20 protein-coding genes are annotated in these 22,235 nt (G+C 59.3%); 12 read left to right on the top strand and 8 right to left on the bottom strand.

Annotated elements, in window-relative coordinates:
- From M5G18_RS17380 to M5G18_RS17360, 5 genes are read left to right on the top strand one after another with little or no spacing between them, the layout of a single operon-like run.
- Entirely contained in the window at positions 1-732 is a 732-nt protein-coding gene (locus M5G18_RS17380; protein WP_273900414.1) for an adenosylcobinamide-GDP ribazoletransferase, read from the top strand.
- A gap of 56 nt (positions 733-788) precedes the next feature.
- The gene (locus tag M5G18_RS17375) at positions 789-1,193 is read left to right on the top strand and encodes a MarR family winged helix-turn-helix transcriptional regulator (protein ID WP_007950413.1); all 405 of its coding nucleotides are present in this window, start codon (positions 789-791) and stop codon (positions 1,191-1,193) included.
- Between the two features lie 54 nt (positions 1,194-1,247).
- Positions 1,248-2,456: an MFS transporter gene (locus tag M5G18_RS17370; protein ID WP_007950414.1), complete on the top strand. Its 1,209-nt coding sequence runs from the start codon at positions 1,248-1,250 to the stop codon at positions 2,454-2,456.
- Positions 2,453-2,575, top strand: a complete 123-nt coding sequence (locus tag M5G18_RS17365) for a hypothetical protein (RefSeq protein ID WP_007950415.1) — start codon at positions 2,453-2,455, stop codon at positions 2,573-2,575. The genes M5G18_RS17370 and M5G18_RS17365 overlap by 4 nt, the downstream gene beginning before the upstream one ends.
- Positions 2,576-2,630: 55 nt before the next feature.
- Positions 2,631-3,191 (top strand): glutathione peroxidase, encoded by a 561-nt coding sequence (locus M5G18_RS17360; protein WP_273926152.1) that lies wholly within the window; start codon positions 2,631-2,633, stop codon positions 3,189-3,191.
- A 97-nt stretch (positions 3,192-3,288) separates the two neighbouring features.
- On the opposite strand, the gene M5G18_RS17355 is transcribed toward M5G18_RS17360, so the two are convergent.
- From M5G18_RS17355 to M5G18_RS17345, 3 genes are all read right to left on the bottom strand, one after another.
- Positions 3,289-4,560: an OmpP1/FadL family transporter gene (locus tag M5G18_RS17355; RefSeq protein WP_273900387.1), complete on the bottom strand. Its 1,272-nt coding sequence runs from the start codon at positions 4,558-4,560 to the stop codon at positions 3,289-3,291.
- 146 nt (positions 4,561-4,706) lie between these two features.
- Complete coding sequence (locus M5G18_RS17350; RefSeq protein WP_011333151.1) at positions 4,707-5,189, bottom strand: hypothetical protein; 483 nt, start codon at positions 5,187-5,189, stop codon at positions 4,707-4,709.
- Between the two features lie 276 nt (positions 5,190-5,465).
- Positions 5,466-5,690 (bottom strand): hypothetical protein, encoded by a 225-nt coding sequence (locus tag M5G18_RS17345; protein WP_007950419.1) that lies wholly within the window; start codon positions 5,688-5,690, stop codon positions 5,466-5,468.
- Positions 5,691-6,644: 954 nt separating this feature from the next.
- Between M5G18_RS17345 and M5G18_RS17340 the strand changes: the two genes are divergently transcribed.
- On the top strand, positions 6,645-6,968 hold the full coding sequence (locus M5G18_RS17340; protein WP_273900420.1) for an SEL1-like repeat protein: 324 nt from the start codon (positions 6,645-6,647) through the stop codon (positions 6,966-6,968).
- Positions 6,969-7,143: 175 nt separating this feature from the next.
- Positions 7,144-8,508, top strand: coding sequence for a DNA recombination protein RmuC (locus tag M5G18_RS17335; RefSeq protein ID WP_273900421.1), 1,365 nt, complete (start codon positions 7,144-7,146; stop codon positions 8,506-8,508).
- A gap of 9 nt (positions 8,509-8,517) precedes the next feature.
- Here the strand turns inward: M5G18_RS17335 and M5G18_RS17330 are convergent, their stop codons facing one another.
- Entirely contained in the window at positions 8,518-11,988 is a 3,471-nt protein-coding gene (locus M5G18_RS17330; protein WP_273926151.1) for a hybrid sensor histidine kinase/response regulator, read from the bottom strand.
- A gap of 134 nt (positions 11,989-12,122) precedes the next feature.
- On the bottom strand, positions 12,123-12,665 hold the full coding sequence (locus M5G18_RS17325) for a TetR/AcrR family transcriptional regulator (RefSeq protein ID WP_273900419.1): 543 nt from the start codon (positions 12,663-12,665) through the stop codon (positions 12,123-12,125).
- A 91-nt stretch (positions 12,666-12,756) separates the two neighbouring features.
- Here M5G18_RS17325 and M5G18_RS17320 point away from each other — a divergent pair, with 91 nt between their 5' ends.
- From M5G18_RS17320 to M5G18_RS17300, 5 genes are all read left to right on the top strand, one after another.
- Entirely contained in the window at positions 12,757-13,944 is a 1,188-nt protein-coding gene (locus M5G18_RS17320) for an MFS transporter (RefSeq protein ID WP_273900418.1), read from the top strand.
- Positions 13,945-13,996: 52 nt separating this feature from the next.
- Positions 13,997-14,308 (top strand): cupin domain-containing protein, encoded by a 312-nt coding sequence (locus tag M5G18_RS17315; protein WP_273900417.1) that lies wholly within the window; start codon positions 13,997-13,999, stop codon positions 14,306-14,308.
- Between the two features lie 127 nt (positions 14,309-14,435).
- A complete protein-coding gene (locus M5G18_RS17310) occupies positions 14,436-16,367 on the top strand; it encodes a membrane-associated oxidoreductase (protein WP_273900416.1) in 1,932 nt (643 codons plus the stop codon).
- Between the two features lie 125 nt (positions 16,368-16,492).
- Positions 16,493-17,644 carry a TDT family transporter gene (locus M5G18_RS17305; protein ID WP_273926150.1) on the top strand — a complete coding sequence of 384 codons (1,152 nt, stop codon included), beginning with the start codon at positions 16,493-16,495 and terminating at the stop codon, positions 17,642-17,644.
- A 110-nt stretch (positions 17,645-17,754) separates the two neighbouring features.
- Entirely contained in the window at positions 17,755-19,629 is a 1,875-nt protein-coding gene (locus M5G18_RS17300) for an MFS transporter (protein WP_273900405.1), read from the top strand.
- 42 nt (positions 19,630-19,671) lie between these two features.
- Here the strand turns inward: M5G18_RS17300 and sugE are convergent, their stop codons facing one another.
- The 3 genes from sugE to rdgC all read right to left on the bottom strand — a co-directional run bounded on the left by sugE (position 19,672) and on the right by rdgC (position 22,065).
- The gene (gene sugE, locus M5G18_RS17295) at positions 19,672-19,986 is read right to left on the bottom strand and encodes a quaternary ammonium compound efflux SMR transporter SugE (protein ID WP_039769847.1); all 315 of its coding nucleotides are present in this window, start codon (positions 19,984-19,986) and stop codon (positions 19,672-19,674) included.
- A 118-nt stretch (positions 19,987-20,104) separates the two neighbouring features.
- Positions 20,105-21,070, bottom strand: a complete 966-nt coding sequence (locus tag M5G18_RS17290) for a bile acid:sodium symporter family protein (protein ID WP_085608827.1) — start codon at positions 21,068-21,070, stop codon at positions 20,105-20,107.
- A gap of 74 nt (positions 21,071-21,144) precedes the next feature.
- Complete coding sequence (rdgC, locus tag M5G18_RS17285) at positions 21,145-22,065, bottom strand: recombination-associated protein RdgC (RefSeq protein WP_007950430.1); 921 nt, start codon at positions 22,063-22,065, stop codon at positions 21,145-21,147.
- Positions 22,066-22,235 lie beyond the last annotated feature (170 nt).

Here is a 22,235-nt window from a genome sequence, read left to right as displayed (position 1 = left end):
ATGCTGCCCCTGTGGATCGCCCTGCAATTTCTCAGCAGCCTGCCGATTCGTCTGCCGGGCATGCCGGCGCCTGAGCAGCTCGGGCGCTCGCTGCTGTTTTATCCGCTGGTGGGTTTGCTGTTCGGCGTGATTCTGTGGGCGCTGAACATTGCGTTGGCCGGCGCGCCATTGCTGTTGCACGCGGCGCTGTTGCTGACAGTGTGGGTGCTGCTCAGCGGCGCGTTGCACCTCGATGGGTTGGCGGACAGCGCCGATGCATGGCTTGGCGGTTTCGGTGATCGCGAGCGCACGCTGACGATCATGAAGGATCCGCGCAGCGGGCCGATCGCGGTGGTGACGCTGGTGCTGGTGTTGCTGCTCAAGTTCACCGCGTTGCTGGCCTTGATCGAACAGCAGCAGGGCATGGCATTGATCATCGTGCCGCTGATCGGCCGGGCAGCGCTGCTCGCACTGTTCCTCACCACGACCTATGTCCGGGCCGGTGGATTAGGGCAGGCACTGGCCGATCATCTGCCACGCAAGACGGGTTGGCAGGTGCTGACGGTGAGTGCAGCGGCGTGTGTGGTGATCGCCGGGTTCAACGCCGTCGTGGCGTTGCTGCTGGCGGTTGTCGTGTTCATCTGGCTACGGCATTTGATGGTGCGGCGACTGGGCGGAACCACCGGTGATACGGCCGGTGCGTTGCTGGAATTGCTGGAGATGTCAGTGCTGGTCGGGCTGGCCTTGTTTTGATAAGTAACGTTGATCTGTAACTTGATTTAACACAGTCGCGGGTATATACACGCATCATGCTTCCTTCTCAGTGTTTGTGCACCAACCTGCGACGCGCCGCGCGCGGCGTCAGCAGGCATTACGACGGCGCTCTCGACGGCTTCGGGATCAACGTTGCCCAGTATTCTTTGCTGTGCAATTTGCAGCGGCTGGATCAGCCGAGCATTTCCGAACTGGCCGAAGCGATGGGCCTGGACCGCAGCACCCTCGGGCGCAATCTGCGGGTGCTGGAAGGCGAGGGCCTGGTGGCGCTGGCCGAGGGCGAGGACATGCGCAACCGCATCGTCCGGCTCACCGAAACCGGTGCGCAACGCCTGGCAGCAGCCCTGCCGGCCTGGGAAGCGGCGCAACAGCGGTTGATCGACCGACTGGGTGCCGAGAAGCGTGAAACCTTGCTGCGGCTGTTGGATGAACTGGCCTGAGGGCCGGTTTTTTCCGAATCTAAGCGGGTATATACCCGCGACTGGAGAATAACAATGAGTTCGATGTGGCGTACGTGCGGTTGGGTGTTGCTGGGGAGTGCGCTGATTCTGGCGTTGTCGTTGGGCGTGCGGCACGGTTTCGGGCTGTTTCTGTCGCCGATGAGTGCCCAGTTCGGCTGGGGCCGTGAGGTATTCGCCTTCGCCATCGCCTTGCAGAACCTGATCTGGGGCTTGGCGCAACCGTTTACCGGCGCACTGGCCGACCGCTTCGGCGCGGCAAAAGTGGTGTTGATCGGTGGCGTGCTCTACGCCTTGGGCCTGGTGTTCATGGGCCTGTCGGAAACGGCGCTGGGCCTGTCCCTGAGCGCCGGCTTGCTGATTGGCATCGGTCTGTCCGGCACCTCGTTCTCGGTGATCCTCGGCGTGGTCGGCCGCGCTGTGCCGCCGGAGAAACGCAGCATGGGCATGGGCATCGCCAGCGCCGCCGGTTCTTTCGGCCAGTTCGCCATGCTGCCGGGCACCCTCGGGCTGATTGGCTGGCTCGGCTGGTCGGCGGCCTTGCTGGTGCTGGGCCTGCTGGTGGCGCTGATCGTGCCGCTGGTTAGCATGCTCAAGGACAAACCGCTGCCGGTGCTCGGCCATGAACAAACCCTGTCCGAAGCGCTGCGCGAGGCGTGTTCGCATTCCGGGTTCTGGCTGCTGGCGTTCGGCTTCTTCGTCTGCGGATTTCAGGTGGTGTTCATTGGCGTGCACCTGCCGGCGTATCTGGTCGATCAGCATCTGCCGGCCAGTGTTGGCACCACGGTGCTGGCGTTGATCGGTCTGTTCAATATTTTCGGCACTTACACCGCCGGCTGGCTCGGCGGGCGGATGTCCAAACCACGTCTGCTGACCGGGCTGTATCTGCTGCGCGCCGTGGTGATCGTGTTGTTCCTGTGGCTGCCGGTGACGACGACCTCGGCCTATCTGTTCGGCATGGCGATGGGCTTCCTGTGGCTGTCGACGGTACCGTTGACCAACGGTACGGTGGCGACCTTGTTTGGCGTGCGAAACCTGTCCATGCTCGGCGGTATTGTGTTCCTGTTCCATCAGTTGGGTTCGTTCCTTGGCGGCTGGCTGGGCGGGGTGGTGTATGACCGGACCGGGAGTTATGACTTGATCTGGCAAGTGGCGGTTCTCTTGAGTCTGCTGGCGGCCGCGCTGAACTGGCCGGTGCGCGAGCGTCCGGTCGAGCGCCTGCAACCGCGTGCGAGCGCTGCATGAACCGTTTCTGGCCGCAGATCGTCGTCACCGCACTCGGCGCCGCGTTGCTGGCGCTGGTGTGGTGGGGCTGGCATCAGGGCGGGCTGGCGCTGATGCAGTTGGGCATGGGTGCTTGCTAGACCGGCGGGAGGGCGAGTAACGTCGGGGTCTGACGATTGCTCAAGGATGCCCGACATGCTCAAGCGCTGGTGTGCTGTTCCCGCGTTGCTGATGGCGTTGACCGGACTGGCCCAGGCCGCGGACTGTCCGGATCTGTTGCAAGGTTCGTTGCCCAAGTTGCGGGCCAAGGAATCCATCGACCTGTGTCAGCGCTACGCCGACAAACCGCTGGTGGTGATCAACACGGCCAGCTTCTGTGGTTTCGCGCCGCAGTTCGAAGGGCTGGAGGCGCTCAATCAGCGCTACAAGGCCCAGGGCCTGGAAATGCTCGGCGTGCCCTCCAATGACTTCAAGCAGGAGTCCAAGGACAGCGCCGAGACCGCCAAGGTCTGCTACGCCAACTATGGCGTGACGTTCACCATGACCGAACCTCAAAAGGTGCGGGGTGACGATGCCACTCACATGTTCCAGGTGTTGGCCAAGCAGAGCAGTGCACCGAAGTGGAATTTCTACAAATACGTCATCGACCGCCAGGGCAAGGTAATTGCCAACTTCTCCAGCCTGACCAAACCGGATGATCCGGAATTTCTCGCAGCCATCGAGAAAGCCATTGCCTCCCAGCCGCTGAAACCCTGATCGGCGCCCATCAAAAAGCCCCGCCTCTGTGAAGAGAGCGGGGCTTTTTAATGGGCGAGGCCTCAAATGGTAAAGAGCTCAGCCTCGCCGTACAGCATCAGAAGCGGTAGGTTGCGCCGACACCGAAGCCGTTTGCCGAGTTTTCATACTGCGAGTTGTAGCTCTGGCCACGATCGTTTTCGTTGCGGATGTTGACCTTCTCTTCCTTCAGGTACGAGTAGGCAACGTCGATGGTCAGGTCTTCAGTCGGGCTCCAGCCGGCACCGATGCTGAAGATGGTCCGGTCGCCGGTCGGGATGCGTGGCGAACGGTCGACGTTGTTGGTCGGCGACTGGTCGAACGTCAGACCGGTACGCAGTACCCATTCCTTGTTCAACTGGTAGGACGTACCGATGGCGTAAGCCCAGGTGTCATGCCAGTTCTGTTCTTCGGTGATCTCGCCGAACTGGCCAGCCAGCAGCGGCTGTACGCCGGAGTTCTTGACGGTGATCTTTTCCAGCTGGCTCCAGCGGGTCCAGGTGGTACCGGCATAGACGTTCCAGCGGTCGTTGATCGCCTGGGTGACCGAGAGGTCCACGGATTCAGGTGTGGTGATCTTCAGCGAAGCGTCGTACTTCTGATTGGCACCCAGACCGACTGCGGCCAGTGCGCCGTAGTTGACCTTGGTGTTGCCTTCGAGCTTGTAGTCGACTTTCGAGTGGTAAGTCAGACCCAGGCGAGTGGTGTCGGTGGCTTGAACCAGCACGCCGACGTTGTAGCCCAGTGCGGTGTCGTCACCCTTGATCTTGACCTTGCCATCCGGTGCGGCCTGAGTGACCGACAGGTTGGATTCCAAGGTGCCGTCGATACGGTTGATGGTCGGACCGAAACCGATCGACACGACGTCGTTGAACTTGTAGCTGACGGTCGGCTGGAAGGTGATGACCTGTACTTCGGACTTGCTGCCGAAGTAACGGCCGGCGAAGCCGTTCTCATAGTCGGTAATCAGGCCGAAGGGTACGTACACACCCAGGCCGAATGCCCAATGCTCGTCGATCGGCTTGACGTAGTAGCCCATAGGAACAGAGGTGAAGGGCACCATATCGCCTTTGTTGCTGCCGCCGTTCGGGCTGGAGCTGCCATCGCTGATATCGGTTTTTGCGTCGAGGAATGCAACACCGCCAGTGACTTGTTCGCGCGTGATGCGCGACATGCCGGCAGGGTTGCCGTAAACAGTGCTTGCGTCGTCGGCAGAAGAAGATCGCCCGGCGTACCCAGTCCCCATCCCGCTGATGCTGTGTTCGTTGATGGCAAAGCCAGCTGCGAAGATCTGGGTGGATGCCACGGTTACGGCAAGGCTAAGGGTGGTTTTGAGCATGACTTTTTTCATTATTAGAACTCCTGGTGATCACCGGGGCGAAAATTACCAACATTTTCGTCTCAGCGCTATAGTCCGTATGCCTTGAGTTAGAGCGGTTTTGTAGGACAATCAGACCAGATTCGCTGCTCGTTGGGCGATGTTGCGAAACCGGTGGGTCAGCAGGCGACCTGATTCAGCGGTGAAACACAGGTTTGCCAGGCGCAAGTGAAATCGCGCAGACGACCTTGAGGCTGGAAGGTCTGACGCCAGATGCGCGCCATGCCCAGCAGATCGTCCGGCTCGGGGAGGATGGGGTTTTGTTCTTCCACCAGCAGCCATGCAATGGCCGTGGCGTAACGCAGGTTGACGGTCAGTTCGAGGTGCGGGCCGCTGAGGAAAGCATGCTGGCTGGCAAGGCCGCGAACCAGGCTGGCGCGTTCCGGATCCAGCGCCAGGTAATGATCCCAGAGGGCCTGGTGGCGGTGTTCGGCAATCCGGTACAGGCCGTGGCCACGGCGGTCATGCAGGGCGGAACCGAGGGCGGACTGGCTGGCGGCAATGCCCAGCAACAGGGATTCGGCAGTTGCGCAGTGACGTCCCAGGTAGATCAGCGTAGGACGGATCACGTAGCGGCACAGTTCGCTGGCAGCGATACCCATAAAACCCTCGGATCTTGTTATCGGGCGGCGAGACCTGAAGGGGAGCTTGGCAGCTGTGGATCGACTCAGGCTCGCCGGAAGCGGATCACGCCGCTTGAGTTGAAGTGTAGTGTCATATTCGCGACGTAAAGGCCTGTTTTTAAAATATTTCCGGCGAGGCGTTATAACCGTTATATCGGTTGGTGCTTAAGCAGAAAGTGGCAAAAGTGAAACATCGGGCAATAAAAAGCCCCGCATTTTCAGCGGGGCTTTTGCTTTTGCAGCCATTTCGGCCTCTCAGGCGATCAATGCCTGACGGGTGCGATCAATCACGGCCTGCAGCGGTTCGGCGCTGGAGTATTGATCGGGGTACAGACGCTCGCTGTGGCGGGCGATCCCGTGTTCATTGACCACGGTGAAGCTGAAGCAGCCTTTGCGAGCGGCCATGATCAGGCAGTTCATTGGAGCAAAAGCGTTGGTTAGGGTGCGAATGGCATCCTGAGTCTGGATTTGAGTCGACATAGTTATTAGGTGTTCCTACAAATGACACGGATAAGAACCGTGCAACGTTAAAACGTTCCAGTAACGCCAACCACCATTGGTCGAACGAAGAACCCGACTGGAACAAGGCAGCCAGTTCGAGCGCTATAAAAGTTGGCGCGCTTGGGCTGGCAGGTAGGTACTTAGGAGGACAGGCAACACATCGAGGGCAGAGGTTCTGGGCCCGGGGTGAAGATCCTGATCAATTTGCAGGTTGGTTCGGTCAGAGTAAGTAGTCTTCGCAACACCCTTTGCATTCGATTCAAAGGCTGTGTTGTCGCAAGATTTACCTGGAAACCATCGAGGGGTCGGTCCCGCTTTTGTCGGTGGAGGCTTCTGTGAGAGAAGGCTGACCGTGGGGTGTGTTCGACCGGAATTGACTTTCAGCTTGGTACTAACGCCGCGGATACTAACGGAACGATCCCCGGAAGGCAAACCCGTTGATCAAAAAAAATCCGGGGACATTGCCCAGATCCAGCGTCTGCCCTGATCTGGCTCACATCATGACCGTCGGTCGCCACGAAATGACCGCCACTGAAGCTCGGTGCAGGAGCTTATCCCCAGCCCCGAATGCCAAAACGACCCGAAAAGGCGCATCGATATAACCGCGTAACAGGTACTTGTGCACATTAGTTGCGCAGACTGTAACGGCGCTGTCACAACGATCCTGACCCCGATGGCTGCCTGCATCGAAAGTTTAAGTCAATGAAAAACATCGCTTTTTTTAACTGGTGAAAAAATCGTCAGTTTGACTGCGAGCCCCATTCCACAAGGCTTTGCGGCGACTGGAGGACGGTTGTCCACTGAGTTATCCACAGCTTCTGTGGATTGTCCCGAGCGCTTGCTCTAGCACGGGCGTGCCGGGTTTTTTTCGACTTTACCTGTGCGAAAAAAAGAGTAGAGTGGCGCGCCTTCCGATCTGTCCCACAGTGCTTTATGAAGTTTCGTACAGCTCCAGAATCTGCTACCTCCCAACCTCCTCGTGTTACCGCTCCCAAGCGATTTTCCGTGCGCGTGGCCGAATGGCTGCTGGACAGCCCGCGCCTAGGCGACAGCCAGAACGCCAAGCACCTCGCCGGCCGCCTGCTCAAGCAACCAGCCCGGGAAGGGGTGGTCGCCGCGCAAAGTCGCCTTGGCCAGTTGATGTGCCGCGAGTGCGGCAATGCCCGGGATCGCCGGATCGGCCAGGACCTGCTGCGCCAAGCCGCCCGCGCTGGCGACCGACGCGCACAACAGGAGCTAGGCCTGATCGAAGACTGAGCTGTCCAAGACCTGGCGCCTTGGTTAACCTTCAGGCTTTATCGGATCGGCGGGAAACACTATGGCGATGGACTTGACCAGCATTCTGCTGGGGCTGGCAGGCGCAGCCGTGCCGCTGCTGGCACTGGCCTGGCAACTGCAACGCCGGGCCAGTCAGAACCAGTCTGAAGTCGCGTTGCTCGAAGAGCGACTGGCCATGGCGCAACTGGCTCAGGATGGCCTCACTGCACAACTTGAAGCCTGCCGCGATGAAATCGCCGACCTCGGCCAGGCCAACGCTTCCAAACAAGCAGATCTCGCGGCCGTGCGCCGGGAAGTCGAGCTGTTGCAGATCGAGCGCGATGACGCCCGTGATGCTGCCCATGCCTGGAACCTCGAACGCGCCAACAAGGAAGCCGAATTGCGGCGCCTGGACGCCCAGGCGGCTTCGCTGAATGCCGAATTGCGCGAGCAACAGGAAAGCCATCAACAACGCCTGGATGACCTGCAAGGCTCCCGCGACGAGTTGCGCGCCCAGTTCGCCGAACTGGCCGGCAAAATCTTCGATGAGCGCGAACAACGCTTCGCCGAAACCAGCCAGCAGCGTCTCGGCCAATTGCTCGACCCGTTGAAGGAGCGCATCCAGTCGTTCGAAAAACGCGTCGAGGAAAGCTACCAGGCCGAAGCCCGCGAGCGCTTCTCGCTGGCCAAGGAACTGGAGCGTTTGCAGCAACTGAACCTGCGCCTCAGCGACGAAGCGACCAACCTGACTCGCGCCCTGAAGGGCCAGAAAACCCAGGGCAACTGGGGCGAGTTGATTCTCGAGCGTGTGCTTGAGCACGCCGGGCTGGAAAAGGGCCGCGAGTACCAGACTCAGGTCAACCTCAAGGGCCCGGACGGCGAGCGTTTCCAGCCGGACGTGATCATTTATCTGCCGGGCGACAAGCAGGTGGTAGTCGACTCCAAGGTCAGCCTCACCGCGTATCAGCAGTACGTCGCGGCGGACGACGATGCCATCGGCCAGATCGCCATGAAGCAGCACGTGCTGTCCCTGCGCAGTCACGTCAAAGGCCTGGCCGGCAAGGATTACAAGCGTCTGGAGGGTTTGCACAGCCTCGATTTCGTCTTGCTGTTCGTGCCTATCGAAGCGGCGTTTTCGGCCGCGTTGCAGGCCGAGCCGACGCTGTTCCAGGAAGCCTTCGACCGCAACATCGTGATCGTCAGCCCGACCACGTTGCTGGCGACGCTGCGAGTCATCGACAGCCTGTGGAAGCAGGAGCGCCAGAGCCAGAACGCCCGGGAAATCGCCGAGCGCGCCGGCTGGCTGTACGACAAGTTCGTGTTGTTCATTCAGGATCTGGATGAAGTCGGCAATCGTCTGCAACAGTTGGACAAAGCCTACAGTGCAGCGCGAAACAAGCTGACAGAAGGGCGGGGCAACCTGGTCAGCCGCAGTGAACAGCTCAAGCTGCTCGGCGCGCGGGCCAGCAAAAGCCTCCCTGCGGATCTGTTGGAACGCGCAATGACCGACGCCGATGGTCTGGTCGAACTGCCTGAATAAGCTGCTTTTCTAGAGCGGCAAATAGCGACTCAACAACGCCCGCAACGCCGCCGGTTTCACCGGTTTGGCCAGGTAATCCAGTCCAGCCGCGTGCACCTGCGCCACCGTTTCCGGATGCCCGTCGGCGCTGATCACTACGCCCGGCACCGGCTCACCCAGCCTTGTGCGCAACCAGGCCATCAGATCGGTGCCGGTTTCGCCGTGATCCAGGTGATAGTCGACCAAGGCCAATTGTGGGCGTACGCCGTCGTCGAGCAGCGCCGCGCATTCTTCGCGGTTGCGCGCGGTCCACACCTGACAGCCCCAGCGCGTGAGCAGGCTGTTCATGCCGATCAGAATGCTGTCTTCGTTATCGATGCACAGCACCTGCGCGCCGCTGTGCAATTTGCCATTGATTTCCACCGCCGCCGGCGCCTGCACGGTCTGCGCTTTGGCCAACGGCACGCGGACACTGAACACGCTGCCGCGGCCCGGCCATGAGCGCACGCGCAAGGTGTGGCCGAGCACGCGGCACAGGCCATCGGCGATCGCCAGGCCCAGGCCCAGACCTTTTTCGGCGCGGGTCTGGTGGCTGTCGAGGCGTTTGAATTCCTCGAAGATCACTTGCTGTTTGTCCTCCGGAATCCCCGGCCCGCGATCCCACACTTCCAGACAGATTTCGCCTTTTCGCCGACGCACGCCCAGCAGTACCGGGCCCTTGGCGTAGCGGAAAGCGTTGGTGAGGAAATTCTGCAGAATGCGTCGCAGCAGCTTGATGTCGCTGTCGATGCGCAACTGACTTCCACGTACCCGGAAACTCAAGCCCTGTTCCTGGGCCAGCGCCTTGAACTCCGCTCCGAGAATATCGAACAGCTCATTGACCGCGAACGGCTTGCGATCCGGGTTGATCTTGCCGTTTTCCAGGCGGGAGATGTCCAGCAGGTCGCTGATCAGGTCTTCGGCCGAACGCAGCGAACTGTCCAGATGCTGCACCAGTTTCTGCGCTTCGCCGCTCAGGCCGTCGTCCTGGTGGGAGAGGGCGGCGGAGAACAGCCGCGCCGCGTTCAACGGCTGCATCAGGTCGTGACTGACGGCGGCGAGGAAACGGGTTTTCGACTGGTTGGCCGCTTCGGCATTGCCCTTGGCTTCGGTCAGCGCGACGTTGAGTTGCGACAGTTCCTGAGTCCGCTCGCTGACCCGTTGCTCCAGCCCTTCGTTGGCCTCGGTCAGCGCCTGCTCGGCTTCGCGGAACGCGGTGATGTCGGTGAAACTCATGACGAAACCGCCGCCGGGCATCGGGTTGCCAATCAGCTCGATTACCCGGCCGTTGGGGAACAATCGCTCGGAAGTGTGAGCCCGGCCCTGACGCATCCAGTGCAGGCGCCGGGCGACGTGGACTTCCGCTTCGCCGGGGCCGCACAAACCACGTTCGGCGTTGTGGCGAATGATGTCGGCAATCGGTCGGCCAACGCTGATCAAGCCGTCCGGATAGTTGAACAGCTCCAGATAGCGACGGTTCCAGGCCACCAGTCTCAGCGACTGGTCGACCACGCTGATGCCCTGGGTAATGTTTTCGATGGCGCCTTGCAGCAGTGCGCGGTTGAACTGCAGCACTTCCGAGGCTTCGTCGGCGATCCGGACCACGTCCTCCAGCTGCATTTCCCGACCTTCGATGGCGGCTTTTACGACAGCTCGCGTCGAAGAGGCGCCAAGGACGCCCGCCAGCAATCGTTCGGTGTGGGCGATCCATTCGCCGTCGGCGTTCTGGTTCGGGTTGAAGCCTTTGCCCTGACGGTAGGCAAAGCGGATGAAGCTCTGCCGCGCGCGCTCTTCACCGACAAAGCGTGCCGCCAGTTGCAGCAAATCGTCGATCTGCACCGCCAGCATCGAGCGTGCGCTCGGCCGTGCGCTGATTTCCTGACCGATAAAACGTCCGGCCTGCCAGTGTTCCGACACCCGTGTACGCGACAGTACCGAGACCCAGGCGAACAGGGTGAAGTTGCCCGCCAGCGAGAGCACCACGCCTTGGGTCAGCGGGGTAATCGGCAGGTTCAGCGGGTTGCTGTGCAGCCAGGCGAGGCCGGGGAAACTGTCCAGCGACCAGCCGAGGCTGCGCGCAGCGATCGGCAGAATCAGGGTGTAGAACCACAGAAACGTGCCGGCGGCGAGACCGGCGAACACGCCGCGGCGGTTGGCCTGTTTCCAGTACAGCGCGCCGAGCATCGCCGGGGCCAGTTGGGTGACTGCCGCGAAAGCGATCTGGCCGATGGTCGCCAGACTCGCGGTCGAGCCGAGCAAACGGTAGCTGACATAGGCCAGCAAAAGGATCACCACGATGCTGACCCGGCGTACCGAGAGCATCCACTGGCGGAACACTTCGAACGGGCGCTCGGCGTTGTTGCGGCGCAGCAGCCACGGCAGCAGCATGTCGTTGGAGACCATGGTCGACAGCGCCACACTCGCCACGATCACCATGCCGGTGGCCGCCGATGCGCCGCCGATAAACGCCAGCATCGCCAGCGCCGGGTGGGCCTGGGCCAATGGCAGGCTGATAACGAAAGAGTCGGGGATGACCGAGCTGGGCAGCATCATCTGACCGGCCAGGGCGATAGGGACTACAAACAACGCGGCCAGTGCGAGGTAGGCGGGGAACACCCATTTGGCCAGACGCAGATCCTGCGGGTCGATGTTCTCGACTACCGTCACGTGGAACTGCCGGGGCAGGCAGATGATCGCCATCATTGCCACGCCGGTCTGCACGACCATCGATGGCCAGTTGATGGTTTCTTTCCAGTATTCCTCAAGGCGCGGGGCGAGCATCGCCTGATTGAACAGGTCGTCGAAGCCGTCATACAGCCCGTAGGTGACGAAGGCGCCGACGGCAAGGAAGGCGAACAGTTTGACCAGCGACTCGAAAGCAATCGCCAGCACCATGCCCCGGTGGTGCTCGGTGGCATCGAGGTTGCGCGTACCGAAAACGATGGTAAACAGCGCCAGCACCAGCGACACGATCAGCGCGGTGTCCTGGGCGCGAGTGCCCATGGCGTCGGCGCCAGCGCCGATCAGCAGGTTCACGCCGAGGACGATGCCTTTGAGTTGCAAGGCGATATAGGGGAGGACGCCGACCAGACAGATCAGTGCGACCACCACCGCCAACGACTGGGATTTACCGTAACGGGCGGCGATGAAGTCGGCGATGGAGGTGATGTTCTCCTGTTTGCTGATCATCACCATTTTCTGCAGCACCCACGGCGCACCGAGCAGCAACAGGATCGGCCCCAGGTAGATCGGCAGGAACGACCACAATTGTTCGGCGGCCTGACCGACCGCGCCGAAAAAAGTCCAACTGGTGCAGTAGACCGCCAGCGACAGGCTGTACACCCAGGCGCGCACCCGCGGCGGCAGCGGTGTGCTGCGACGGTCGCCGTAGAAGGCGATGGCGAACATGATGGCCATATAGGCCAGGGCGACGGCGGCGATCAGCCCGGTGGACAACGACATGGAACACTCCCGACAGAAAACGACCGGACTTGCGCCCGGTCAGACAGTCTCGCACGGGCGCGGCGGTTAGTCAGTGTCGACCAAGGTCGTGGCGTGGCGGGGTGTCGCAGGAACAGAACCGGGCAGTTCTGTGGTCAGTCCGGTTTGAGCGCGATGTCGATCAAGCGGTGCAGTTCTTCGACTTCCAGCGGCGCTGCCGAAAACAGAATGCGGAACACCACCGGGGACACCACCAGATTGATCAGACGATCCACGCTCGGCGTCGTTTCCTCGGGGTGGCGCTCGATGATGGTCTGCAATTGCGCGCCGATGATCGTTACGCAATAGCCCGGCGTCGCGCTCGCCTGCACGTCGCGCATCATGTTGCGTCCGGGTTCCGAGCTCATTTCGTCGAGATATTGTTCCGCCCACGCGCGGATATCGCTGCGCAGGCTGCCGGTTTCCGCCGGCTCGCTGTCGGGGCGCATGCGGGCGAGGGCGACGTCGGCCAGTAAGGCCGCCAGATCTCCCCAGCGCCGGTAAATCGTCGACGGCGTCACGCCCGCGCGCGCCGCGATTTGCGGGACGGTCACCGTCGAGCGCTCCTGTTCTTGCAGAAGCGCGCGGACTGCCGAATGAATCGACTCCTGCACCCGGGCACTGCGACCGCCGGGGCGTAAACCTTCTTTAATAGCCATGCGGCAGACCTTAACACAAAGAATTTGCTTTAAGCGCAAGCCGAGAGCACACTCCGCAAAAGCAAAAAATTAGCTTTTGCGGAGTGTGCCCATGACCAGCCTTGCTTCCAACCGTTCCAGCCTGTGGTTTCTGGCGATCACCTTACTGAGTTTTCTCGCCGCTTCCACTGCGCCGACGCCGTTGTATCACCTGTATCAGGATCAACTGCATTTTTCGGCCGCGGTACTGACCCTGATTTTCGGCGTCTACGCGCTGAGTCTGTTGGCCGCGTTACTGACGGTCGGCTCGCTGTCCGATCACCTGGGACGCAAACCGGTGATCTTCACCGCCGTGACGCTCAATGCGCTGGCGATGCTGCTGTTTATCTACGCCGACAGCGTGGGCTGGCTGATCGGCGCGCGAGTGTTGCAAGGTTTCGCCACCGGCATGGCCACCGCCGTGTTGAGCGCGACGCTGCTGGACACTGATCGCCAGCAAGGGCCGTTGATCAACAGTGTTGCTCCGTTGCTGGGCATGGCGTTGGGCGGCATGGGCTGCGGCTTGCTGGCCGAGTTCGCTCCGGCGCCGTTGCAGTTGACCTATTGGTTGCTGCTCGCGTTGTTTGTGTTGCAGGGCATTTATGTCTGGCGCCTGCCGGAAAGCGTTTCACCGCAGGCCGGGGCATGGGCCTCGTTGCGGCCGACCCTGCATGTGCCGGTTCAGGCGCGTTCGACGCTGTGGCGAGTGTCGCCGTTGAACACCGCGACCTGGGCGCTCGGCGGTTTCTACGCCTCGCTGGCACCGTCGCTGGTGCGCACGGCTACTGGCTCCACTTCCAACCTGATCGGCGGCGCGACCGTAGCGGCGTTGACCGTGACCGGTGCGCTGATGATCTTCACGTTGCGCAATCGTCCTGCCTCCCGGGCGCTGCAACTCGGGGCGAGCCTGTTGCCGGCCGGTATCGTGCTGATTCTGTTGGGCGTGCACAGTGCCAGTCTGTCGCTGTTTTTCTTCGGCACACTGGTGGCCGGTTGTGGCTTTGGCTCCGGTTTTCTCGGTGCGGTGCGCAGTCTGGTGCCGCTGGCATTGCCTCATGAGCGCGCCGGTTTGATGTCGGCATTTTATGTGCTGAGTTACCTGGCGTTCTGCCTGCCGGCGTTGCTGGCCGGGCACTTCACCCACAGCGTGGGCCTGCTGGCCACCACCGATGTGTATGGCGCGGTGCTGATTGTGCTGGCGGTCGGTGCGCTGCTGATGAGTTTCCGCGCGCAAGCGGCCAGGACCTGCGGCGCGCCATAAGCCTGCGGATTCGGTTAGCCTTGGCCAGCCCCTTTTTCTCACGGATCGACGCATGAAGATTATCCGCAGCAAGACCTTCACCGCCGAGCGCGCCTGGGGCGCGCTCGACATCGCCAATATGAACGGCATCACCACGCGATTGCACTGGACTGATCAGCCCTACAAATGGCACGTCAATGACGGGGAAGAAGTCTTCGTGGTGCTCGACGGTCAGGTGCTCATGCATTACCGCGAAGCAGGCGAGGAAAAGCAGGTGCAGATTGATGTCGGGGACATCTTCTACGCATCCGTCGGCACCGAGCATGTTGCTCATCCGCAAGGCGCGGCGCGGATTCTGGTGATCGAGAGTGAAGGCAGCGTCTAAATATCCACTTGTCTTTGGATGGAAAAAATATACTTTGAGTGGCGACTATCGGCCCCTTAATATGATTGTTTGCCTCGGTCATTATTCTCTGCATCAAAGTCACTATATTTAAAAAGGAATTGAAATTATGGAGTCAAAAGCCCCCCTGAAGCCTTACGGGCGGTCACTTGGGGATTTTTCTGATTTAACGCCAGCGGAGAAGTTGTTAGTTGAAAAATGCAGGCTTGGTAGGAAGGCGATAATTGGAAAGGGGCGCCCGGATAAACCTACTAACGACAATACCATTCGCGCAGATTTTCTGCGTTTTTTACTTTTGGGGGGAGACGATCAGACTCCTGTTCACGAGCACGGTATTCAGTTTGAAGGAGCTTATATTAAGGGTAAATTGAGTCTGGAGGGCGTTGAAATTTCAATGCCCTTGAAAGTGGAGTTCAGCACGTTTTCGGCATTGATTGTATTTGTGGATGCTGCGTTTAAAACATCAATCTATTTGACTCAGTGTTCAGTTGTAGGGCTGGAAGCGAGCCATATGATTGTGAGTGGAAAGTTGTCATTGGCGCGAATTGTTTCCAGTGGTCAACTTTGTCTCGATGGCGCTCAGATTGATGGTGCGCTTTATCTGAATGGCGGACGTGTAGTGGCAGGTCAGGATTATGCTATTTCTGCGGAAGGTGCCACTATTAGGGGGGATGTAGTACTCTCTGAAAAATTTAAAGCTTTGGGAACCATTAGCTTCGTGGACTCTCATATCCATGGCCAGTTCAATTGTGACTCTGCTGATATAGAAGTTTCTGAAGGCAACGCAATTTCACTAGATGGCGCAATTATACACGGGCATGTATTTTTCAATAATGGTTTTTCCGCAAAAGGCACAGTGCGCTTGCTCGGAACGACGATAAACGGCCAATTAAATTGCGACTCTGGAACCTTTGATGGGCTTAAGGATTTCGCCATTTCAGCTGATGGAATTCATGTTAAGGGGGATGTTTTTTTAAATGCAGGTAGCCGCGCAATTGGAAGTGTCGCGTTTCCAGGGGCTCATGTAGGAGGAGATCTAACACTGGAAGGTGGCGATTTTACAAAGATTGCGCTTGATCGTGCAAATGTTAAAGGTGTTTTTTGTCTCCGTAATTTAAAGGTGCCGCTAAAATTTATTTCAGTTGAGGGGGCGAGTGTATTTATCTTAGATGATGATGTTAAGTTTTGGGGTGAAAAGGTTTGCCTCAATGGGTTCGTGTATGAATTTTTTAATGTGCGTGCGGACACAAGCGCTTCTAGGCGTGTTAAATGGTTGGATTGTGAAGTTAATAGTTATGAAAGTGAAGGTGGTGTAATTCGCTTTCAACCACAACCTTGGCGTCAGTTGAAAAAAATTTTTGAGGAAATGGGGCATGCAGAAGAAGCGAGGGAAGTTGGGATTGCATATGAGGAGCGTCTTCGTAAATTTGGTCTCATTGGTCAAATGCCTAAAGACTGGAGGCCGTGGCGTCAAAAGCTATTCTCTCGGCTAGTACTCGATCTGCACTACTGGTATGGAAAGCTCACTGGATTTGGCTATCGACCTCATTTGCTGCTGGGTTGGTTTGCGTGCGTCTGGTTGGTGTGTAGCGTTATCTATTGGGGAGCAGCTTCTCATGGGCTGTTCGCTCCAAGCAATCCGATAGTCTTTCAGAATGACGCCTATTTGACTTGTCGCCCTGATCGTGAGGCAGCCTGGCAACTCGCTAATCCTTATCGTTTGGCGAAGAGCGTTCCAGAGGAGCTCAAAGGAGAAGGTAATTGGTACCTTTGCCCTGAATTGCGGGAGGAGTACACCGGATTTAGTCCGGTAGCATTTTCACTGGATCTTTTGCTTCCTCTTGTGGATTTGCATCAGGAAAATGATTGGGCACCGTTGATTGCGACACCCAAATCAAATGTATTTTGCGAGTTTTTCAGCTTTGTGTTGAGTGGCAAACGAATAGTCAGGTTTGTCATGTGGATAGAGATTTTATCGGGCTGGGTTTTTAGCTTGTTGTTTGTGGCAGTCGTATCGGGTCTGACGAAGCGCAAAGACTGACCTGGAAATTTGGAAAGGAATTGAATATCTAAAAAATGGATAACACTTAGAGATATTACCCGTTATATAGATATTCGATTCGGTTCTACCATGAACTCAACCTCACCTGAGGACAGGAGTTCATGATGATTTGCCCCAACAGCGCCAAACCCGGCATCAAGCCATTCAGCCAGCTTCAGCACCCCCGTGAAGTGATCCGTCAATTCACACCGAACTGGTTCGCCGCGACCATGGGTACCGGCGTGCTGGCGTTGGCGCTGGCGCAATTGCCTATCGCCATCCCCGGGTTGCACGCCGTGGCCGAAGGGCTGTGGTTGTTCAACATTTTGTTGTTCGTGCTGTTTACCGCTGCCTACGCCGCCCGCTGGATTCTGTTCTTCGACGAGGCGCGGCGGATCTTCGGGCATTCCACGGTTTCGATGTTCTTCGGCACCATTCCCATGGGGCTGGCGACCATCATCAACGGCTTTCTGTTGTTCGGTCTGCCGCGCTGGGGCGACGAGGTGATTCAGCTTGCCGAGGTGTTGTGGTGGCTGGACGTGGCGATGTCGCTGGCCTGCGGTGTGCTGATTCCCTACATGATGTTTACCCGTCAGGAACACAGCATCGATCAGATGACTGCCGTCTGGCTGTTGCCGGTGGTGGCCGCAGAAGTGGCGGCCGCCAGCGGTGGACTGCTGGCGCCGCACCTGGCCGATGCCCACTCGCAACTGGTGGTGCTGGTGACCAGTTACGTGCTCTGGGCCTTTTCTCTGCCAGTGGCGTTCAGCATTCTGACCATCCTCTTGCTGCGCATGGCCTTGCACAAACTGCCTCATGAAAACATGGCGGCGTCGAGCTGGCTGGCCCTGGGGCCGATCGGCACTGGTGCGCTGGGCATGTTGTTGCTGGGCGGCGATGCCCCGGCGATCTTCGCGGCCAATAGCCTGCCGGGCATCGGCGAAATGGCTTCGGGCCTGGGGCTGGTCGCCGGGATCACGCTGTGGGGCTTCGGTTTGTGGTGGATGTTGATGGCGCTGCTGATCACTTTGCGTTACCTGCGTGACGGCATTCCGTTCAACCTCGGCTGGTGGGGCTTCACCTTCCCGCTGGGCGTTTATTCGCTGGCCACCCTGAAACTGGGCAGCACGTTGCACCTGACGTTCTTCAGTGTGGTCGGTTGTGTGCTGGTGACGTTGCTGGCGGTGATGTGGCTGATCGTCGGCAAACGCACGCTGCAAGGTGCGTGGCGCGGCGAGCTGTTTGTTTCACCGTGCATTGCAGGTTTGAAGAAATAACCTGCAAAGATTAGGTAATGTGTGGCCTGGATCGCGGTTCGAGATTCTTATAAGCGTAGCCAGTCCACTCGCTACCTTCTCTTTCCAAAAACAACAGGGTCACACGGAAGATGAGTCACCCCTCACAGTTCAACCTGCTGCGCACCCGGCGCTTCCTGCCGTTCTTCATCACCCAGTCGCTGGGCGCGTTCAACGACAACGTATTCAAGCAGTCGCTGATCCTCGCCATTCTCTATCGGCTGACCATCGAAGGTGACCGCTCCATCTGGGTCAACCTGTGTGCGCTGCTGTTTATTCTGCCGTTCTTTCTGTTTTCGGCGTTGGCCGGACAGTTCGGGGAAAAATTCGCCAAGGATGCACTGATCCGTCTGATCAAACTGGCAGAAATCGCCATCATGGCCGTGGGATCTGTCGGCTTCCTGTTCGATCACCTGTCATTGATGCTGGTGGCGCTGTTCGCCATGGGCACGCACTCGGCGCTGTTCGGGCCGGTGAAATATTCGATCCTGCCGCAGGCATTGCGGGAAGACGAACTGGTCGGTGGCAACGGGCTGGTGGAAATGGGCACGTTCCTGGCAATTCTTGCCGGTACCATCGGTGCCGGGGTGATGATGTCGTCGGCCAATTACGCGCCGGTGGTGTCCGCCGCGATTGTCGGCATCGCCGTGCTGGGTTATCTGGCCAGTCGCAGCATTCCCCGCGCCGCGGCGGCGACCCCGGAAATGCGCCTGAACTGGAACATTTTCAGTCAGTCGTGGGCGACCTTGAAACTCGGCCTGGGGCAGACGCCTGCGGTGTCGCGCTCGATTGTCGGCAATTCGTGGTTCTGGTTCGTCGGGGCGATTTATCTGACGCAGATCCCGGCTTACGCCAAGGAATGGATGCACGGCGACGAAACCGTGGTCACCCTGATCCTCACGGTGTTTTCGGTCGGTATCGCGCTGGGTTCTATGCTGTGCGAGAAACTTTCCGGGCGCAAAGTCGAGATCGGCCTGGTGCCGTTTGGCTCGTTCGGCCTGACCGTTTTCGGGCTGTTGCTGTGGTGGCATTCCGGTGGGATTCCGGAAAGCGCTGTTGGCCATAGCTGGACCGAAGTGCTGAGTTTCGGCCATGCCTGGGCGATGTTGATCGATGTGCTGGGCCTCGGGGTCTTCGGCGGTTTCTACATCGTGCCGCTGTACGCATTGATCCAGTCGCGCACCGCCGAGAACGAACGGGCGCGGGTGATTGCCGCCAACAACATTCTCAACGCGCTGTTCATGGTGATTTCGGCGATTGTCACCATCGTATTGCTGAGCGTGGTCAAGCTGTCGATTCCGCAGCTGTTCCTGGTGGTGTCGCTGCTGAACATCGGCGTCAACGCCTACATCTTCAAGATCGTCCCCGAGTTCAGCATGCGTTTCATGATCTGGCTGCTGAGCCATTCCATGTACCGCGTCGAGCATCGCAACCTTGAAGCGATTCCCGATGATGGCGCGGCGTTGCTGGTGTGCAACCACGTGTCGTTCGTCGATGCGTTGCTGATTGGTGGCGCGGTGCGTCGGCCGATTCGCTTTGTCATGTACTACAAGATCTACAACCTGCCGGTGCTGAACTTTATCTTCCGCACGGCGGGGACTATTCCTATCGCCGGACGTCAGGAAGACATCCAGATCTACGAAAAGGCCTTCACCCGGATTGCCCAGTATCTGAAGGACGGTGAGCTTGTTTGCATCTTCCCGGAAGGCAAGTTGACCGCCGATGGCGAGATCAACGAGTTCAAGGGCGGGCTGACGCGGATTCTCGAAGAGACACCGGTGCCGGTGATTCCGCTGGCGTTGCAGGGCTTGTGGGGGAGTTTCTTCAGTCGCGATCCCGATAAAGGTTTCTTTCACCGGTTGTGGTCGCGGGTGACGCTGGTGGCGGGTTCGCCGGTTGCCGTTGAAGCGGCGCAGCCAGCGGAGTTGCAGGCGTTGGTGAGAGAGTTGCGCGGGACTGTCAGGTAGTTGTTAAGAAAGCCGCCATCCCTGACGGATGGCGGCAACGGCTCAGGCGCTGACCTTGAGCCCGATCAATCCGGTGACGATCAACGCCACACTGGCCAGGCGAATCAACGCCATCGACTCGCCAAACAGGATGATCCCGGCAATCACCGTGCCCACGGCGCCGACGCCAGTCCAGATCGCATAGGCCGTGCCCAGCGGCAATTCCTTCATCGCCAGACCCAGCAAGCCCAAGCTGACTGCCATGGCGGCAACGGTGAGAACGGTCGGCAGCGGACGGGTGAAACCATCGGTGTATTTCAGGCCGACGGCCCAGCCGACTTCGAACAGGCCGGCGAAAAACAGAATGATCCAGGACATGAAAGACCTCCATCGATTGACGGGGCCGTCCCCAGATTGAAAACTCGATTGAGCCGCAGGGTCGTCCCCGCGTGGCGCACATACTACCTAAAAATGTGCGCCGCGCATTGATCCGGGATCAGTCGGCCGCTTGTTGTGCCAGCGTCTCACGGTCTTCTTTTTCGCTCATCCGCCGGAAGTACGTCGAAAGCAGCGCCCCGGAAATGTTGTGCCACACACTGAACAGCGCGCTCGGCACCGCCGCCAGCGGCGAGAAATGCGCACTGGCCAGCGCAGCCCCCAACCCCGAGTTCTGCATGCCGACTTCCAGCGCCAGGGATTTGCGCTGCGGCAGCGGCAGGCCGAACAGGCGCCCGGTGAAATACCCCAGCAGATAACCGAAGCTGTTGTGCAGCATCACCACGGCCATGATCAGCAGGCCGGATTCGGCGATTTTCGCCTGACTGGCGGCAACCACGGCGGCAACGATGATCACGATGCTGACCACCGACACCAGCGGCAACACTTCCACCGCGTGGCGCACCTTGTCACCGAGCACACGTTGCGCGACCACGCCGAGGATGATCGGCAGCAACACCACTTGCAGGATCGACCAGAACAACTCCATGAACGAAACCGGCAACCAGGCCGAGGCCAGCAGCCAGATTAGTGCGGGCGTCAGCAGCGGGGCGAGGAGAGTGGTGACGGCGGCGATGGCCACCGACAGCGCCAGGTCGCCACGGGCCAGCCAGGTCATGACATTCGATGAGGTGCCGCTCGGGCAGCAACCGACCAGAATCACGCCGACGGCGATTTCCGGCGGCAGATGAAAGATCTGGCACAGCAACCACGCCATTCCCGGCATGATCACGAAATGCGCGACCACGCCCAGCGCCACACGCCACGGATGGCGGGCGACGGCAGCGAAGTCGTCGAGTTTGAGGGTCAGGCCCATGCCGAACATCACCAGCCCGAGCAGCGGCACGATCGCGCCTTTGAGGCCGAGGAACCAGGCCGGTTGCAGGAACGCGATCACCGCGAAAATCAGAACCCAGTAAGCGAAGGTGTTGCCGACAAAACGACTCAGTGCAGCCAGTGCGCGCATGGCCTGTTCCTTATTATGTGAAAACGCCACCGAAGCGGTGGCGTTTGAAGATAACCCAAAGACTGCGCAGAGGCTTAGATGCCCTGCGGAGTCTCTTCGCCGCCCAGTGCTTCAACCAGCGCCGGCAGGAAGTCGCCGAACGTCAGCATCATCAGGGTGAAGCTGGCGTCCAGTTGGCCGAGGGCTTCGTCGCCGCCGTCCTGCTCCGCCTGATCCTGCAGCAGATCTTCGAACTTCAGGCGCTTGACGGTCATCTTGTCGTCGAGCATGAACGACAGTTTGTCCTGCCAGGCCAGCGACAGTTGAGTCACCACCTTGCCGGTGCTCAGGTGCAGCTGGATTTCTTCGCTGGTCAGGTCCTGACGCTTGCAACGCACGATGCCGCCGTCTTCGTGGGTGTCGCGCAGTTCGCACTCGTCCAGCACGAAGAAGTCCGGGGCGGCTTGCTGGGTGGTGACCCATTCGGTCATCACGGCGGTCGGCGCGGTTTTCACGGTCAACGGGCGAACCGGCAGGGTGCCGATCACTTCACGCAGGGTGGAGAGCAGGTCTTCGGCGCGTTTCGGGCTGGCCGAGTTGACCAGGATCAGACCCTGTTTCGGCGCGATGGCGGCGAAGGTCGACGAGCGGCGGATAAACGCGCGCGGCAGGAAAGCCTGGATGATTTCATCCTTGATCTGATCGCGTTCCTTCTTATAGACCTTGCGCATCTGCTCGGCTTCGATCTCTTCGACCTTTTCCTTGACCGCATCGCGCACGACGCTGCCCGGCAGGATGCGTTCTTCTTTACGGGCGGAGATCAACAGGAAGTCACCGCTGACGTGCACCAGTGGAGCATCTTCGCCCTTGCCGAACGGCGCGACGAAACCGTAGGTGGTCAACTCCTGGCTTGCACATGGACGCGCCAGTTTGGTGGCCAGTGCAGTTTCCAGCGCCTCGGCATCGACAGGCAGGTCTTGGGTCAGGCGATAGATAAGCAGGTTTTTGAACCACATGGGGTGAGTCTCTCCTTTATACAAAGGGGGGCATTATTGTCTTCGCCGGGTCATAGGCCAACCCTTCTCTAAGCCTTTGGAAGGGCTAAGAAAATTAATTAAAAAAGTGCTTGCCAGAGGTTGGGTCGCTCCGTAGAATGCGCGCCACACCGAAGCGAAGGGTGATTAGC

This window comes from Pseudomonas aphyarum, assembly GCF_028657055.1.
GTDB lineage: Bacteria > Pseudomonadota > Gammaproteobacteria > Pseudomonadales > Pseudomonadaceae > Aquipseudomonas > Aquipseudomonas aphyarum.
This window is presented reverse-complemented; position numbering and strand designations above follow the sequence as displayed.